This is a genomic window from Winogradskyella epiphytica, from assembly GCF_003217215.1.
Taxonomy (GTDB): domain Bacteria; phylum Bacteroidota; class Bacteroidia; order Flavobacteriales; family Flavobacteriaceae; genus Winogradskyella; species Winogradskyella epiphytica.
Genome location: NZ_QJTD01000006.1, coordinates 5,427 through 22,856, shown reverse-complemented (window position 1 = coordinate 22,856; position 17,430 = coordinate 5,427). Strand labels below are relative to the sequence as shown.

General features: G+C 36.4%; 16 protein-coding genes. 9 read left to right on the top strand and 7 right to left on the bottom strand.

The window, feature by feature from the left end:
- Positions 1-155 precede the first annotated feature (155 nt).
- From DFQ11_RS11825 to DFQ11_RS11815, 3 genes are all read right to left on the bottom strand, one after another.
- A complete protein-coding gene (locus tag DFQ11_RS11825; RefSeq protein WP_110476096.1) occupies positions 156-1,340 on the bottom strand; it encodes a serine hydrolase domain-containing protein in 1,185 nt (394 codons plus the stop codon).
- Positions 1,341-1,607: 267 nt separating this feature from the next.
- On the bottom strand, positions 1,608-1,901 hold the full coding sequence (locus tag DFQ11_RS11820) for a hypothetical protein (protein WP_110476095.1): 294 nt from the start codon (positions 1,899-1,901) through the stop codon (positions 1,608-1,610).
- A 55-nt stretch (positions 1,902-1,956) separates the two neighbouring features.
- Entirely contained in the window at positions 1,957-2,715 is a 759-nt protein-coding gene (locus DFQ11_RS11815; protein ID WP_110476094.1) for an NADase-type glycan-binding domain-containing protein, read from the bottom strand.
- A gap of 387 nt (positions 2,716-3,102) precedes the next feature.
- On the opposite strand from DFQ11_RS11815, the gene DFQ11_RS11810 reads away from it, so the two are divergent.
- Positions 3,103-3,843 carry an aspartyl/asparaginyl beta-hydroxylase domain-containing protein gene (locus DFQ11_RS11810; protein WP_110476093.1) on the top strand — a complete coding sequence of 247 codons (741 nt, stop codon included), beginning with the start codon at positions 3,103-3,105 and terminating at the stop codon, positions 3,841-3,843.
- A gap of 26 nt (positions 3,844-3,869) precedes the next feature.
- Here the strand turns inward: DFQ11_RS11810 and DFQ11_RS11805 are convergent, their stop codons facing one another.
- Positions 3,870-4,508: a hypothetical protein gene (locus tag DFQ11_RS11805; RefSeq protein WP_110476092.1), complete on the bottom strand. Its 639-nt coding sequence runs from the start codon at positions 4,506-4,508 to the stop codon at positions 3,870-3,872.
- A 783-nt stretch (positions 4,509-5,291) separates the two neighbouring features.
- Positions 5,292-5,660, bottom strand: coding sequence for a M15 family metallopeptidase domain-containing protein (locus DFQ11_RS11800; RefSeq protein WP_110476091.1), 369 nt, complete (start codon positions 5,658-5,660; stop codon positions 5,292-5,294).
- 287 nt (positions 5,661-5,947) lie between these two features.
- On the opposite strand from DFQ11_RS11800, the gene DFQ11_RS11795 reads away from it, so the two are divergent.
- The 7 genes from DFQ11_RS11795 to DFQ11_RS11765 all read left to right on the top strand — a co-directional run bounded on the left by DFQ11_RS11795 (position 5,948) and on the right by DFQ11_RS11765 (position 14,090).
- Entirely contained in the window at positions 5,948-6,973 is a 1,026-nt protein-coding gene (locus DFQ11_RS11795) for a ligase-associated DNA damage response exonuclease (RefSeq protein WP_110476090.1), read from the top strand.
- On the top strand, positions 6,970-8,565 hold the full coding sequence (locus DFQ11_RS11790; RefSeq protein ID WP_110476089.1) for an ATP-dependent DNA ligase: 1,596 nt from the start codon (positions 6,970-6,972) through the stop codon (positions 8,563-8,565). Before DFQ11_RS11795 ends, DFQ11_RS11790 begins: the two co-directional genes overlap by 4 nt.
- A gap of 2 nt (positions 8,566-8,567) precedes the next feature.
- Positions 8,568-11,033 (top strand): ligase-associated DNA damage response DEXH box helicase, encoded by a 2,466-nt coding sequence (locus tag DFQ11_RS11785; RefSeq protein WP_110476226.1) that lies wholly within the window; start codon positions 8,568-8,570, stop codon positions 11,031-11,033.
- Positions 11,034-11,051: 18 nt separating this feature from the next.
- The gene (gene pdeM, locus DFQ11_RS11780; protein WP_110476088.1) at positions 11,052-11,711 is read left to right on the top strand and encodes a ligase-associated DNA damage response endonuclease PdeM; all 660 of its coding nucleotides are present in this window, start codon (positions 11,052-11,054) and stop codon (positions 11,709-11,711) included.
- Positions 11,712-11,723: 12 nt separating this feature from the next.
- On the top strand, positions 11,724-11,972 hold the full coding sequence (locus tag DFQ11_RS11775) for a DUF3253 domain-containing protein (RefSeq protein WP_110476087.1): 249 nt from the start codon (positions 11,724-11,726) through the stop codon (positions 11,970-11,972).
- A 140-nt stretch (positions 11,973-12,112) separates the two neighbouring features.
- Positions 12,113-12,724, top strand: coding sequence for a hypothetical protein (locus DFQ11_RS11770; protein WP_110476086.1), 612 nt, complete (start codon positions 12,113-12,115; stop codon positions 12,722-12,724).
- A 223-nt stretch (positions 12,725-12,947) separates the two neighbouring features.
- A complete protein-coding gene (locus tag DFQ11_RS11765) occupies positions 12,948-14,090 on the top strand; it encodes a saccharopine dehydrogenase family protein (protein WP_110476085.1) in 1,143 nt (380 codons plus the stop codon).
- A gap of 55 nt (positions 14,091-14,145) precedes the next feature.
- Here DFQ11_RS11765 and DFQ11_RS11760 read toward each other — a convergent pair whose 3' ends face one another.
- Both DFQ11_RS11760 and DFQ11_RS11755 read right to left on the bottom strand, forming a co-directional pair.
- Entirely contained in the window at positions 14,146-14,481 is a 336-nt protein-coding gene (locus tag DFQ11_RS11760; RefSeq protein WP_110476084.1) for a hypothetical protein, read from the bottom strand.
- Between the two features lie 210 nt (positions 14,482-14,691).
- Positions 14,692-15,093, bottom strand: coding sequence for a VOC family protein (locus DFQ11_RS11755; RefSeq protein ID WP_110476083.1), 402 nt, complete (start codon positions 15,091-15,093; stop codon positions 14,692-14,694).
- A gap of 166 nt (positions 15,094-15,259) precedes the next feature.
- Between DFQ11_RS11755 and DFQ11_RS11750 the strand changes: the two genes are divergently transcribed.
- A complete protein-coding gene (locus DFQ11_RS11750; protein ID WP_110476082.1) occupies positions 15,260-15,988 on the top strand; it encodes a phosphatase PAP2 family protein in 729 nt (242 codons plus the stop codon).
- Positions 15,989-17,430: the final 1,442 nt, after the last annotated feature.

The following is a 17,430-nucleotide window of genomic DNA, read 5'->3' as shown; positions in this document are numbered from 1 at the left end:
ATCTCAAATCTAAAGAAAATATCTTCAAAGGGTACTTAATTGAAAGGTAGCATCTAATATGTTGTCAAAACAGGCCTGTTCTCTTTCAAAGTCAGGTTTACCTCATGATAAGAATTTTGTTTCTAGATTAGCTTAAAATTGCTTGTTTTTTTAACTCAGTTCTTCTTAAGTGCTGGGATTATTCTGTCCTGTAAAACCCGATAAGTTGATTTTTCAGGTTCATCATTAATATTCCAGCCATTAAAGACAATTATTAAATTATGTTCTGGTGCTATCATTAAATACTGACCTCCATACCCGTTGGCAGAATAAATATTGGTTTTACCATTATCTGTATATTCAGGAATCCACCATTGATACCCATATCCCGTAACATTTTGCCATTGAGGTTTTACGTCTTTAAGTAAAGGGCTTGTGGATGTTGTGACCCAATGCTCAGATACGATTTGCTTACCGTTCCATTTCCCTTTGTTCAAAAACAATACACCTATTTTAGCTAAGTATTCTGCCTTAAGATATAAACCTCCCTCTGTATCAATTTCTCCATCAGGCGTTTCTTTCCAATAGTAATCTTTAATGCCGAGTGGTTCAAATAATTTTTCTTCTGCCCAATGGTCAATTCGTTTGCCCGTCATGGTTCTAATGATTTTACCTAAGAGCACCGTTCCCCCACCATTATATACGAATTTTGTTCCAGGTATGGTATCCATAGGCTTGCTCAATACATATTCTATCCAGTTGTTGCTTGATTCAAGTAAAAAGCAGTCATTTGTAGTATCATTATGATCAGTCTCTTCATTCCATTGTAATCCACTTCTCATCGTCAATAAATCTTCAATAGATATATTTTGTTTTCGTTTATCTAGATCGTCAGTATCATAACCAGTCAATAAAGGCATTGCTTTGTTGCTAACATTATAATCGGCATTCAAATCCAACGCAATACCTAATAGAATTGACGTCATACTTTTAGTAACAGACTGAAGGCTGTGTAACTCAGTTTGCTTGTAGTAGGGATGCCAATCTGTACTATTGAAATTGTATTGATGACTGGTTGTGTCATATTTTTTAACAAGGGTTTCATAGTCTTGGTTATATCTAAAATCCGCTAACAACTCGTCATTTTGAATGAGCATAAAGCGGTCAATCAATCCATAATCTCCATTCTTAATTTCTGAATTGATAGAATCAATTACAGTTGATAGGACATTTTGTGAAGTTATTCTTTGATGATTTTTAACAGACTCTTTGTTTTTATTTTTTGAATTACAACCAATTAAAGCAACAATAAACAAAATTGAAAATGATAGATTTTTAATCCTATTTATTATTGCTTTCATAAATGTGGTTTTAATAAGGTCTAATGCACTGGTCTATGCTATGTTTCCCTAGTTCACTCTGTTGGTGTGCTTCGTGGTAAAGCAACTAAGTTAGCAAATAAATCACGGATCGAAAATTTGGGAGGATTAATTTCAACTTCGGTAATCGTTTCTCTTTATCTAATAATATTAAAATATCTTTTGTGATTTTTCCTTTTGTTTTCGCAAGATTAAAATATGAAAAGTATTGCTAAAAATAGTTGGGCTAAACCGTTTTATAATTAGCCCTTATTTTTCGCAATACCGTGCTAGTCGTCCATTTTGATCCTTTACAAATAATCTTCTTTCTCCAAAATCATCTTCTATTCTATCAATAGTCGCAATAGCAACCTCTTCTTTGTCAAAAATCGTATCGTTTCTAACCAACAGGTATTTATTCCCTCTAAAATCTAAAACATCAGAAATATAACCAGCTCCATAGTCATCACAATATTTCCAGAATGAGTCTTCCAATCCGTTTTTATTCTCACAAGATTGAATTAGAAATGGCGTTATTAAAAATATTGTGATTATTTTTTTCATTGAGTTTTATGTCTTAACAATGTTTTATCGGCTATTAGTTAAGCATATGCATTTTTTAATGCACATCAATTCCATCAAAATATATTTCAGTAATTGCTGTATCGTCATATTTATCTCCTTTGTAAACATTTAAAATCTCAAATGTTATTTTAAATGTTCCCTTTTCAATCAATTCCTCTCCATTTTCTCTATCTGCGTGTCCAATTGGTTCAACTTTAAAAGATTGTTCAGCGTAAACATCTTTTAACTCAATAATTCCATAAGGTTTACTATTTAGATACATCTTTAAAGTTTTAACTCTCGAATTATTTTTCCACACAGATTTACTTTTCACATAACCGTTAACGATAATTATTTCGGTTAATCTTGGATGAGTTGCACTAAATTCAAATTCAATAGTTTCCCCTATTCCGTATCCTTTCACACCTTCAACCCAAGCCGTTTCATAGCTAAAATCCCTCAAATTCTTCGAACTATATCCAATTCCGTTTTGCTCAGCTAAATTTGATGACGTCATTACTTCATATTCCCCTGCACCACAATAAAAACTACAACCTCCACCCAGGATGTCCCACATATCTTCAACAACTTCAGCATCATATTTGTCAATTAATTCAATCTCTTCTTTGGTGAAATTGTTCCAATCTTCATTTTCTGAAAGAAATTTCTTGATTTTTATCCAATCATTTTGCACCTGTTCCCCAAAGTCTAATTCATATCTAACCTGTGTTTTTATCTGCTCTAATACTTGGGAGTTAACATTTATTGATAGGAAAATAATAATGATGTTTATCGTGTATTTTACTTTTTTCATAGTACGTGGGCTTAGGCTTTTGTATATGGTTTGCTTCGCCTGTAAGCTACGCTCACATGTTGCCTAGTTAAGCACCTAATTTAGTAAACTATTACGAACCCGAGAACATTCCAAAGGAGTTTTCCCAATAAACACTCGCCAAAGCAATGAATTATACACGGTTTAATTTCTTTTTTATCACCATGCTATGTGGCGAACACTACTTTTTTTACAAACTCTTCTACAGATTTAAATCTTCGAATCACTGATTTTCGTATATTACTCTATATCAACACAATACTTTTAAGGTTTAGTAAGTTTATGTGTCCTAATTATAGAAATTTTATGATTAGATGATTCTATAAGCATTATTCAACTCTTTTATAATAAATACACATCATTATTTTCATGAATTTACGCACAGTTACTATCAACTACATAATGAAAATAGGCAATAGTGTCATTAGTCGATATGATGGCGGACCTCAACGACCTGTTATTTTAGATATAAAAAGAATATTTCCTGAGCTATCCCTAATAGAAGAACGTTTTCAGACCATCAAAGCGGAATATGAAAATGTTAATGAACATTTCGATATCCCAGCTTACCATGAAATAGAACAAAGAATATATGCAATTTCTGGTAGAATAGAGCAAAACTTAAAATGGAAGGTGTTTCTATTATATTATTCTGGAGAAACGATAGATCTTGCTAATGAATTATGCCCAAAGACTTGTGCTTTGTTAGAGGAGGTTCCCAATATTTATAAAGCTTTTTTTTCGGTGTTGGAGCCAGGGAAATCCATTCCAGCCCATCACGGACCCTATAGAGGTTATCTTAGATATCACTTAGGTATTAAGGTCCCCAAGGAATCACCTCCAAGTTTTAGATTAAAAGATCAAATTTACCATTGGAAAGAGAAAGAAGGATTACTGTTTGATGACACATGGGATCATGAGGTTATAAACAAATCGAATGAAGAAAGGGTGGTGTTAATTATCGACCTTTTACGTCCATTGCCTTACTTACCAAATCAAATTAACAGGTTTATCGCTAATTTTCTATTAAAAAAAGTACGTATAGAAAAAGTACTAAAAGACGTTACAAAGCTCAATAAAAGTAGGAAAAAACCTCTTAACCACCTTTGAATTTTGTAATATGGCAAATCGGCTAATTAGTACGATTTTAAAGTATAATTAAATACCCACCTTTTAAATAAAATAACGCTTAGGTATAACTTCTGTGGCTTAACACCTAGTTTCTTCTTGTATTTTAATGTAGGCTTATTAAAATACTCACTTATACTGTAATACTTATCAATCCCCTTCTCTATTAAATGTTCATAGCATTTATAACGTAAATAAGGCGCTAAGTTTCTACCTCTAAAATCTTCGAATGTATAGGTATTATGTATGTAACCCTCGGAGGGCATTATAACAAATTCTCTTCCTCTAAAAGAAAAATTCTTATGTTTTACAAAAGAATATATTGAGATAATACCATCATTCTTAATACCTAAACAGGTATCGCCATTTTTAAGATCATTCATTAGATCTTTATGGGCTATTCCTATTACATTTTTTTTAATAAAAGTTATTTCCTCCTTTCCGAAGAAAGATAATTGATATTTGGACGCATCACCTCTAATTTGAGGCGGTTTTATATCCATTGAACCTATTTCCCAATAATATGGCATAAAATCAAGTCCAATTTTGGCCAAGGTGTTACGCATACCATGCCAAAACAGTCCGTTCTTAATAATATTCGAAATCCATGTGATTTTATATAAAAATGATTTTTTGCCTGCTTCCACTTAAGGTTGATTTATAAATAATTCTTAAAGACTATTGCATATGACATGTTGCTTTCTTGCAAATCATCGTGTGTCGAATGGTTCTTTGTGAAATTCTACTTTTGTTAATTTCATCATTTCACCTGATGATGGAAATGGTTTGCGTCTGGTATGTGCCGACTATTTCTTTCCTGTTAATTTAATGAAATATTCGGAAACCGTAGACCAATTCTCTTAAACTTAATCTACTTTTCTTTCGGTTTTCCCATGCGTATAGCTTATAAATCAACCATATACTTCATTGGATGTAAAGAAAGTAGCGAATAAGAGGTGTTTTAATTAGAACTGAGAAATTTAAAATTTCAACCTTTGATTAATTGGGCAAATGTTGTCGATTTATACTTTAATTATTTTAATCAGAAAGTCAAAAAGTGCATACGTAATTGTATTTGATTTCAACATGAAGCAGCTCGTAAGTTCAATGCTTACTTTGATGAAGTAAATTTTTGTCGGATTTATAACCTCGAAGTAATGAGTTCAATTCTCGTTCTGGCTATATGTCCCTGTTTATTTCTAGAATTTCCAAATAGGAATCCTTTTAAGGTAGTCTTCAGAACAATTTTTAGAATAGTTCTCCCAACTCACTTTACTTTTTATATTTTTAGGATGGTCTATATGTACAGGGTCTTCCCTTCTAAAATCTCCGCCCCACCTCAAATCTCTATTTTTTCGAATGTCGTTTATAAAATTTTGAAAATTACTTGGCAGTTTTCTGAAGTTCTTTCTTTTTAAATCGTTTGAAAATTATTTAATCCCATTCTCATTTATATTGAAATCAATGGCGAATCCAGCATGGTGATCAGATGTTTTTTCCGGTTTTACAATAGCGCCACTTAAAGCATACTTATCAAGTCTATAACTATGATTTACAATTAAATTTATGTTGTTTTTAGAAGCATAATCATCTATTTTTTGAAGGTCTTTCTCGAAATCTTTATGTATTAAAATCTGTTTACCCCTCAGGCCTTTTATGTTTTTACCTTTATATTCAATTAGTGATTCGAAATTATCGGTCTTATAATGTGTCCAAAATCGATAATTGAGATAACAATACCTTAGATCACACAGAAAAATTAATCCACTAATAATAAATATTTTTAAAACTGTTTTCAATGTTTATAGTCTGATTTTAAATAAATACAAACGCTGAATATATGAATAGTAAGAAATTTTAAAAATAACCCAGATGAAAAGCGCAGTGGAAATCAATACCGTACTCAGTAAGTTGCGAAAGCAAAAATGGATGAACTCCAATACAAAATAAATCCTAAAGCTCTAGAGAAAACTCTTCCGATTTTCGGACTCTCTATTCCTTGCTGTTCTCCTAAAATTATTAACCCAAAACCATTAACAGTTTCATTTTCAAAATATTTAGTCTAAATTGAAGTAAAAATTAGATCATGACTAAACCATTGTTAGTCTTTAACAAAAATGGTATCTTTTGCGAACAAGCCAATGTCTATCTCGACCCTTGGTATCCTGTTGATCGGGCTATAATTTCTCATGGTCATGCCGATCATAGTCGCTATGGTCATAGAAAATATATCACTCACCATACCAACGTTCTTATTATAAAACATCGTTTAGGCCCTATAAATGTTACCGGTAAAGCTTATAACGAAACCTTTGTTATCAATAACGTGAAATTTTCCCTCCATCCTGCTGGTCATATTATTGGCAGTTCCCAAATTAGAGTGGAATATCGTGGCGAAGTTTGGGTATTTACTGGGGATTATAAATTAGAAGACGATGGGGTTGCTGTGCCCTTCGAAGCGGTTAAATGCCACTCCTTTATTACCGAATGTACCTTCGGACTTCCAGCATTTAAGTGGACGCTTCAATCCAAAGTATTTGAAGACATCAATCATTGGTGGGCGACTAATAAAGAGGACAACCAAACTTCCGTATTATTTGGGTATTCCTTAGGGAAAGCCCAACGTTTATTAAAATATTTAAACACTGATATCGGAAAGATTTATACCCATGGCGCTATCGAAAATATGACGGAGGTCATTAGACCAATGGTGGACTTTCCTGAAACGACACGTATTACAAAAGAAACCACAAAAAAAGATCTTCTAGGAAATATTGTTTTAGCCCCACCAAGTGCGCATGGCTCTACCTGGATACGCAAAATGGTGCCTTATGTTACAGCATCGGCAAGTGGTTGGATGGCTTTTAGAGGCGCCAGACGCCGTAGAGCTGTTGATAAAGGCTTTGTATTGTCTGACCACTGTGACTGGCAGGAACTTTTAACGGCCATAGAAGCAACAGGTGCAGAAAAAATTATTTGTACTCACGGTTATACTGAAATATTCTCAAGATACCTTAGAGAACAGGGCTATGATGCACGTACAGAAAGTACCCAATTTGAAGGTGAATCATCTGAGTCCGAAACAAAAGAAGAAGTGGATAAAGCCTCATGAGAAACTTTGCCGATTTAATAAGAAAATTAGATAGTACAACGAAAACCACGTTGAAAGTAAAAGCATTGGCCAAGTTTTTCGAAAATGCCTCAGACGAAGACCGGGTATGGACCATCGCTATTTTGTCTCACCGACGACCACCAAGACCGGTCAACACCACCTTACTCAGAAAATGGGCCTCTGAATTATCTAATATTCCACTTTGGCTTTTTGAAGAATCCTACCATATTGTTGGCGATCTCGCCGAAACCATTGCTTTGGTTATTCCAAACACTGAGTCACATAGCGATAAATCCCTTTCGGAATACCTGTCGGAAATGATTGCGCTTAAAGCCGAAGATGATGATTTTAAAAAGACCTATGTCACCGATCATTGGCGCCAATTAAATTATTATGAACGTTTTGTCTTTACCAAATTAATTACCGGTGGCTTTCGAATTGGCGTGAGTCAGAAATTAATGACCCGTGCCTTATCGCAAACCACAGGCATCGATGAAGATATTCTAGCTTATAAATTAATGGGAAAATGGGATCCCAATACCATTTCGTTTGAAGATTTAGTTTTAAAAGAAAAAGCCTCAGATTTCTTATCTAAGCCCTACCCCTTTTATTTGGCTTATGGCTTAGAAACGGCTGCTGCAGATTTAGGGGCTATCGAAGATTGGAGTATAGAACATAAATGGGATGGTATTCGTTCTCAAACCATCATCAGAGAAGATCACTTATTTGTATGGAGTCGTGGTGAAGAATTAGTAACCGATAAGTATCCTGAATTTCATCCCTTTGCGACTGAAATTCCAAATGGTACTGTTTTGGATGGTGAAATTTTACCGTTTCCCGATAAGGCCATTGGTACCTTTAAAGATTTGCAAACACGAATTGGTAGAAAAACCTTGAGTAAAGCACTGCTAGAGAAAACGCCGGTGATTCTTAAAGTCTATGATCTTTTAGAATGGAAGGGTGACGACTTACGACAACAGCCTTTTGTAAAACGAAGAGCAATTCTAAAAGATTTAATGAGCAGTTTAAGCTCTAAAGATTTACCCATTTATCTATCAGAAATCGTAGAATGTCAATCATGGGATGAGGTGGCCAAAGAAAGAGATCGCGCCCGCGAAATGCGAAGCGAAGGTTTGATGATAAAAAGAAAAGATTCGACCTATCAAGTAGGCCGGAAAAAGGGCGATTGGTGGAAATGGAAAACTGATCCTTTAACTATAGATGCCGTTCTTACCTATGCCATGCGTGGACATGGTAGACGCTCTAATCTTTTCACCGATTATACCTTTGCCCTTTGGAATGCTAATGGCGAGGAACTCGTCACCTTCGCGAAAGCCTATTCTGGTTTAACGGATGCCGAATTTAGAAAGGTAGATGCTTGGATTAAAAAAAACACCATCGAGCGTTTTGGCCCCGTGCGAAGTGTTACCCCAAAACTTGTATTTGAAATTGCCTTTGAAGGAATCGCTAAATCATCCCGTCATAAAAGTGGTTATGCTACACGTTTTCCTCGTATTCTCAGATGGCGCCAAGATAAAAAAATTGAAGAGGCAAACAGTTTACAGGATTTAGAGACGCTCATTCCCGTATAATGATGAATAGGAAAGAATTAGAGAATTTAGCGCAGCAATGGTTTGAACAACAGGCATGGAAACCTTTTCCATTTCAGAAACACACATGGACTGCCTTTCTTCAAGGTAAAAATGGCTTATTAAACGCGCCTACAGGTAGTGGAAAAACCTATGCGCTATGGATTCCTATTGTATTAGAACATATTAAAAGAACTCCTGACTATAAAACAAAAAAGCCTAAAGGACTTATGGCTATTTGGGTAACGCCATTACGCGCCTTGTCTGTTGAAATTAAACAAGCCACAGAACGTTTTGTTGAAGAATTAGGTGTCCCGCTAACGGTAGGTATTCGTTCTGGTGATACCTCACAGAAAGAAAGAGCGGCTCAAAAAAGAGCTATGCCTAATCTATTAATCACCACCCCAGAAAGTTTACAACTTTTATTGGCGTCCAAGGCCTATGATAAACTATTTCATAAGCTTATCGCTGTTGTGGTCGACGAGTGGCACGAACTGGTTGGCAATAAACGCGGCGTTCAAATGACCTTGGCTCTATCACGTATGAGAAGCATTTCACCTCAACTCAGAGTTTGGGGCATATCGGCAACTATAGGAAATCTTGATCAGGCTAGAGAAATATTATTAGGAACAGATAAAGCATTTGTCGCTAATTCTGTGCTTATCAAGGCTAAGATTAATAAACAGATTGAGGTAAAGTCCGTCATCCCCAAGACCATAGAAAAATTTCCGTGGCGAGGCCATTTAGGTTTACACTTACTCGACGACATCATTCCTATTTTAAGAAAAAGTAAGACCACACTGATATTTACGAATACACGTTCCCAATGCGAAATGTGGTTTCAAAAAATATTAGAGCGTTATCCTGAATTTGCTGGCGATATAGCCATGCATCATGGAAGTATAAGTAGAGAAACTCGACTTTGGGTAGAAACTGCCATTCGTGATGAAAATTTGAAAGTCGTTGTCTGTACTTCTAGTCTGGATTTAGGGGTCGATTTTGCGCCAGTAGAAACCATTATTCAAATTGGTGGCCCCAAAGGAGTTTCACGGTTTATCCAGCGAGCAGGTCGGAGTGGCCATCAACCAGGTAAAACCAGCGTCATTCATTTTCTACCAACCCATGCCATAGAATTAATTGAAGCGTCAGCATTGCGAAAAGCCGTCAAAAACAGAGTCGTTGAAGACAGAGTCCCACATCTGAATAGTTTTGATGTTTTAGTACAATACTTAGTCACCTTAGCCGTATCAGATGGGTTTTATCCAGAGGAGATCTTTCCTGAAATTAAAAGCACCTTCTGTTTCCAAACCATTACCCGCGAACAATTTCAATGGGTGCTTAATTTTATTACTCTTGGCGGTCAAAGTTTACAGGCTTATGACGAATACAAAAGAGTAGAGATTGAGCCTGATGGTAAATTTAAAGTGAATAGCCGAAGCGTTGCGATGCGTCATCGACTTCAGATTGGTACAATTGTCAGTGATGCAGTATTGAGTGTGAAATTTTTAAAAGGGGGTTATATCGGGTCGATTGAAGAATCATTTATTTCAAAATTAAAACCAGGCGACGTCTTTACATTTGCGGGTAAGCAACTGGAGCTTTTTAGAATTAGAAATATGCAAGTCTTAGTTAAAAAGTCGAAACAAAAAACCTCTAAAATCCCTAGTTGGATGGGCGGACGTATGAGCTTTTCGTCTGAAATGAGCGATTTACTTCGACAGGAACTCTACCTCGCTAATGCTGATGACGCCAAAAAATCTAAAGAACTCAAAGCTTTGGAACCGATATTTAAAAGACAAAAGCTTGAAAGTATAATTCCTAATGCCGATCAATTGTTAATTGAAACCTTTAAAACTCGTGAAGGCTATCATGCCGTAATTTACCCTTTTGAAGGACGTTTTGTACATGAGGCTATGGGTAGTTTAATCGCCTATCGCGCCAGCTTATTAAAGCCTATAACCTTTACTATTTCCTTTAACGATTATGGTTTTGAATTACTGTCGGATCAGCCTATTGATATGCAAGGGATTTTAGATAATAATTTGTTTAGCACTGACTATTTAAGAAGTGACTTAGAGAAAAGTCTGAATGCTACAGAAATGGCCAAGCGGCAGTTTCGGGATATAGCGGTTATCTCCGGACTTGTATTTACAGGGTTTCCAAGTAAGTTAGTCAAGAGTAAGCACCTTCAGTCTAGTTCACAACTTTTATTCGGGGTATTTGAAGATTTTGAGCCTGACAACCTGCTCTATCAACAAGCGTTTAGAGAAACGTTTGAACACCAATTGCAAGAAGGGCGTTTACAGTTAGCCATGGAACGTATCAATACCCAAACGATTATTTGGAAAGCTTGCCAAAAGCCAACACCATTTTCATTTCCAATAATCACAGATCGACTCAGAGCAAAATTGTCCTCAGAAAAACTAGCAGATCGAATAAAACGAATGACCATTCAATTGGAGAAATCGTAAATTGCAAATCATTGTATTATGGAAACCTTAAAAATTAATTGCCATCAACGGTCGTTTGTGTTGCATCCCTCTGGAGCGGCCTATTGGGAAGAGAAAGGCATGCTCTTAATTGCCGATGTGCATCTGGGTAAGGTGACACATTTTAGAAAGCATGGTAGTGCTATACCACAGGCTTCCCTCTATCAGAACTTTGAAAAGTTACAAGCGGTAGTCGATTATTTTAAGCCGAAATCCGTCTGTTTTCTTGGGGACTTATTCCACAGTTCCATAAATAGCGAATGGCATCTGTTTAAAGATTGGATTGAACAGCTTCAATCTGAGGTGGTGCTTATATCAGGAAACCATGATATTATCTCTAAGTCCATGTTTGATGGTATTAATGTCACTGTCAAAGAGGAATGGTTGATTGATGATTTTCTACTCACACATTATCCAGAATCTCGAGATGGTTTATTTAATCTCTCTGGACATATTCATCCTGGTGTTCGACTTAAAGGTTTCGGAAAGCAATTCTTAAAAGTCAGTTGCTTTTTTAGAAGAGAACAGCAACTCATCTTTCCTGCTTTTGGGAATTTTACAGGTAAATTTATTGTAGAACCGAATTCAAAGGATCGTATTTATGTGAATACTCGAGATGAGGTTATTGAAATATCGGCCAAATTAATCGCCTTAAAATAATCGTTTTCAGGAATGAAAAATCGTATTAAAGCCCATCTTATTAAAATGAGTGATTCTCGAGGTAGGGACAAAACCTTTTGCCCTTCGGAAGTGGCACGTGAATTATTTAAAGAAGATCAATGGCGTTCGCAAATGGATTTAATTCGAAGCCTTGCAGATGAATTAGTTGCGGAAGGACAATTAGTAGTTATGCAAAAAAATAAGCCTATCGCTGTGAAGCCATCTGAGGCTGTTGGTCCTATCCGACTTAGAAAAAAATGATGCTCTTGTAGTAAAACCACAAAACTATATTGCACTAATAATCAGCAACATAAAACACAAAAGAGTATAAACAGGCCTATTTTGTAAGAATTTTGACGCAACCCTTTAACCTATTTTGCATCTAAAGAAAAACAGAACACATGTTAAAGAATTTATTAAAACTTGTCATTATTGCGCCACTTCTAATAGCCACCACCTGCGAAAATGATCCTATAGAGGACCGATTAGTTCATAATGTATATAAGGCAAACGTATCACAAGAATATAGCTACTCGTTAAATGATACCATTTGGATAGAAGGTAGAATTTCGAATCAAGTCTTTAATGCCACTGAGAACGATTCCATTTTTTTAGAAGAACCTTATCCAGACGATTTATCTATTTATAAATTTATAGAGCCTACGACCGTTTCAAACTGTAAGGATGCTATTGATGCCTTTGAAGTCATTTTAGACCAAGGGCAATTGTCCTTTCTTCCTTCATGCGAAAATGGCAAGCTACAAGCTTATCCTGAATTCGAAGAGAACGTGGATTTCTACACCTACAGAATTGGTTTAAAACCTACTACTCAAGGGGACTTTGTAATTAGTTGGCGTGATGGCCTACTTCAGAATTTAGAAAGACATGAGTTTATAGCAGATAATTATCCTATTGAAGATCATCCGAATCAAATTGGATTCAACAGTTGTGGTGAGGTTTCTTTTCGATATTTAAATGAGTCTGACCGTGAGTTTTATTTTACAGTAGAGTAAGTATTATTTCAACATTACGCGCTTTGTTAAATACTGTGGGCATCGTTTATAGCTAAAGTTTACATTGAACTCGTACTTTTTTACACTACTCACCTCCTTTATACGGCATCTATTCATTCATTAGGACGCCAAAAATAAATTATAAGGAAGAAGTTCTCACTCCTTATAACAAGCTCGCGAAAATTTCCGTAAATTAATCCTTCAAATTAAACTTATCAGTCTTATGAAAACACAGCATATGATTATTATAGCAGGTGCGGGAGGCATCGCGGAAGCTGCTGGCCTTATTTTAGCTGAGTGGAGTTCCGTTACGCCAACGATATATATAGGTGATTGGGATTTAGAAAAAGCGAAAAGCGTAGCCCATTGGATTATGGATGGCACCACCAAATCCTGTAAAGTTATTGCCTTCCATTTGGATGCTCAGAATATAAGTGCTGAAATGGAGGCTATTTTTGAAGCTGGTGATGCCCTACTCGATTGTTTACCTGGAAGCCTTGCGCCACATATGGCACAAATGGCCAAAACGCATCATTTGCATTATGCTAATCTTACGGAATACGTTGCAGAAACCAATCAGATTATAGACATCACTCAAGGTGCTGAAACAGGCTTCGTTTTACAAACCGGTTTAGCTCCTGGCTATATTGACATCTTAGCTCATGGCATGTTTCAAAACTTCTGCAAACAATACAGCGTCGAGCAAGTGGATAGCTTAGAGTTTAAAGTTGGTGCATTGACTGATCATGCGATAGCACCACATTATTATGGCTTTACATGGAGTCCGATTGGTGTGGCTACGGAATATTTAAAGGATTGTATTGTTATACGTGATTATAAAAAGACCACTCTTCCTGCGCTTTCGGAAAGGGCAAGTATTATTATTGATGGGATTCATTATGAAGAAGATTTAACTTCAGGCGGAGCGGCCGATTTACCTGACGCTTTGAGTGGTAAGGTGAAGCGTTTAGATTATAAAACCCTTAGACATCCTGGGCATTATGCTTGGGTCGCCGACCAATTGCGTGGCTTAAGTGATCATCAAGACGCCATATCTGGGTTGCAGGAAGTAATGCTTCGTGAAATTCCACATATAGAAGACGATCAAATTGTGATTTATGCTGCGGTTGAAGGCAAAGATGCTCAAGGTATTTTACGCCGACAAGAAACTGCCAAGCGCATACAACCTCAGCTCATTGGCAAGCGCAAGTTACGAGCGATTCAAACCACAACAGCTTCGGCATTGGTGGAAGCCATCAGTTGGCTATTAGAAACTCAAACTAAAGGTGTCGTACTCCAAAGTCAACTTGAAAGCAGCAGGTTTTTGAATGGTCATTTTGTACAACGTGTCTATGGAAAGGTGTAATCCTCACCTTTCTCACAGCACCTTGTAAAAGTTTATCATCTTTTATTCCTACGGATTAGCTATTGATATTCTTTCTATCAGAAATATTCTTTTCAGGGATATTCTTAAAGAATTCTGCTAGCTCTAGGTCGGCATTAGGTCCATAGCCCAATAAGAAGGTGCCTTTTTCACCCTTACTAGTTTCAATAATATATAAGATAGACATATCATCTGGGTTGCTTATCCCTTCGTACCTATGCTCTGCCACAATATTGATGTCTTTTGGCGTATAGACATGCTTAGAGTTGTTTCCTATTAAGTTTCCCTCTTTAAAATGGAATCCAGCGGTATATCCTTTTTCTTCATAGATTTTTATATTATCTTTTTCATGCTTAGAATATTCGTTATTCATAATCTTGATGTTTTAGAATTAATATGTTTAAAGTTAGTGAGATTAATATGCTCGAGTAAAATTCAAGCATCGCATATGTGCTTTAAAAGCTTCATATCTACCTCTTATAACAAGATAAGGAAAATATTTCTCAAATACCGGCTTTCGTTTCTATTTTCAATCCTCCGAAATAAAGTCCAACATCTTAAAGTTTACTATTTATTACAGTGATTAATTCGTATTATGGTTTACCATCCATCCTATACCGTATTGATCGGTACAACGCCCGAAAAAGCCCCATTCCCGTTCTCTATATTCATGGTGCACCGTCCCCCCTTTAGACAGACTGTTGAACAGACCTCTTCCTTCTTCTTCATTTGAAACCTCGACACTCATATGCATTTGATTGCCGTTGTTTAGTGGTGTATCGGGTGAGGCGTCATAAGCCATAAAGTGCACATTATTCCCTTTTAATTCTGCATGCTGAAGTTTATCTCGGTACGAAGACGGTACATCAATCTTTTTGTCTTGGTAAGTTTGTCGGTTGGTGATTTTAGCATCAAATAAGTCACTATAAAATCCTAGTGCTTCTTGACAATTTCCATTAAATGATAAATAAGCTTGTACTTTCATAAGTCTTGTTTTTAAAGTTCTACATTTCGATGAATTTAAAATTACATCAATAGGTCTAGAAGCATTAACTGATTTAAAGATATCCCTAATCCAATTGAAGTTAGGTCCTTATTTTAAGGAAATTATTTTATATTTTGCAGAGCATAAACGCCCGAAAACCCACTATATGTATCAACAAATCAAGTATATTATTACACAGGCCAAAGTCTTATTGTCGAAGTTTTTTGACCGGTACGATGGCAAGTTGCCTTATTTGATAACTGTTGGTGTTGCGGTTTTAGTGGTTATTGGTGGGATTAACCTGTTTGTTGAGCTCACTGAAAACCTGCACACGGAAGTCTTGGCCACTTATGATTCGGCCATCACTGATTATGTAGTATCCTTTAGATCTCCTTTTCTCACACAATATTTTGTGGCGGTGACCCATATTGGGGATGTGTACGGTTATTTGGCCGCCTTGATTATTTGTATCAGTTTATTTTTATTGGTGTTTAAGAATTGGAAATTTGTACTGCAATTGGGTGTGGTTATGGTTTTGGCTTTGAGTTCTAATGTGATTTTAAAGAAAGTGATTAATCGTTCTCGCCCAGAGATCGAACATTTAGTGACTGTTGAAACCTTGAGTTACCCTAGTGGGCATGCTATGACGGCTATGGCTTTTTATGGTTTTCTTATTTATCTTTTCTATCGTTTTGACATTAATAAGCTACTGAAATACGGTGTTATTCTTCTACTAACGATTCTCATTATCAGCATTGGTATTAGTCGTATTTATCTTGGTGTTCATTTCCCTTCTGATGTGGTTGGTGGTTTTATTGCTGGTTTTATTTGGGTGGTGTTTTGTGCGTTGATTTTTAATTTGTTTCGGGTGTTTCGTTATGATCCGGAGACTTGATTGGGGGTTGTGGGTTGTGTGGGTTGTGGGTTGTGGGTTGTGGGTTGTGGGTTGAAAACACCCCTAAGGGCTACGCCCGGTAATTACGAATCAAAATATATTTTGATTCTTATTAGCCTCGAGGGGACATTTGTTTCGTTATGCCTTGTGGGATATAACTTGTTATAGTGATTCATTTACTGATGTGGGTTGTTCTTAGACAACACCCCTAAGGGCTAAGCCCGGTGCTTACGAATCAAAGTATATTTTGCTTCTTATTAGCCTTGAGGGGACAACTGTAGCGTTTAGCCTTGTGGAATGTTACTTGTTTTGGTGATTAATTAGATGTTGTGGGTTGTGGGTTGTCGGTTGTGGGTTGTTCTTTGTAAATACACCCCTAAGGGCTGCGCCCGGTAATTACGAATCAAAATATATTTTGATTCTTATTAGCCTCGAGGGGACATCTGTAGCGTTTAGTCTTTTGGAATGTTACTTGTTATGGTGATTAGTTAGATGTTGTGGGTTGTCGGTTGTGGGTGGTTTTTAATAACACCCCTAAAGTCCCCTCTAGGGGACATTCTTGACCAAGAGGCTTTTGTGGTAAAAAATTAAGTTCATGTGTACCTATAAATTGTCGTAGTGGTTATTTTGACGTACTTAGGTGCTGGCCTTGATAGATTCTTTAATACCCAGAATGAGCTAGGCTTGCTAATCTATACGACACCCCTAAGGGCTTCGCTCGGTGATTACGAATCAAAGTATATTTTATTTCTTATTAGGCTCGATGGGACATTCTTGACCAAGAGTCTTTTGGGTATGATTTATAATTGCGTGGATTATGATGCTATTCATTCTGTTTCTTTTAATGCAGGATTTTGAGGCTACTATTGTCCCCTTGAGGGGACCTGAGGGGTGTTCTTGGTTACGTGCTTTTCTTATGTCCTCTAATTTGCTGTGCTTGGTGATTTCACCACACCCCTAAGGACTACGCCCGGTAATTACGAATCAAAATATATTTTGATTCTTATTAGCCTCGAGGGGACATCTGTAGCGTTTAGTCTTTTGGGATGTTACTTGTTATGGTGATTAGTTAGATGTTGTGGGTTGTTTCTTAGACAACACCCCTAAGGGCTACGCCCGGTAATTACGAATCAAAATATATTTTGATTCTTATTAGCCTCTAGGGGACATCTGTAGCGTTTAGTCTTTTGGAATGTTACTTGTTATGGTGATTAGTTAGATGTTGTGGGTTGTCGGTTGTGGGTGGTTTTTAATAACACCCCTAAAGTCCCCTCTAGGGGACATTCTTGACCAAGAGGCTTTTGTGGTAAAAAATTAAGTTCATGTGTACCTATAAATTGTCGTAGTGGTTATTTTGACGTACTTAGGTGCTGGCCTTGATAGATTCTTTAATACCCAGAATGAGCTAGGCTTGCTAATCTATACGACACCCCTAAGGGCTG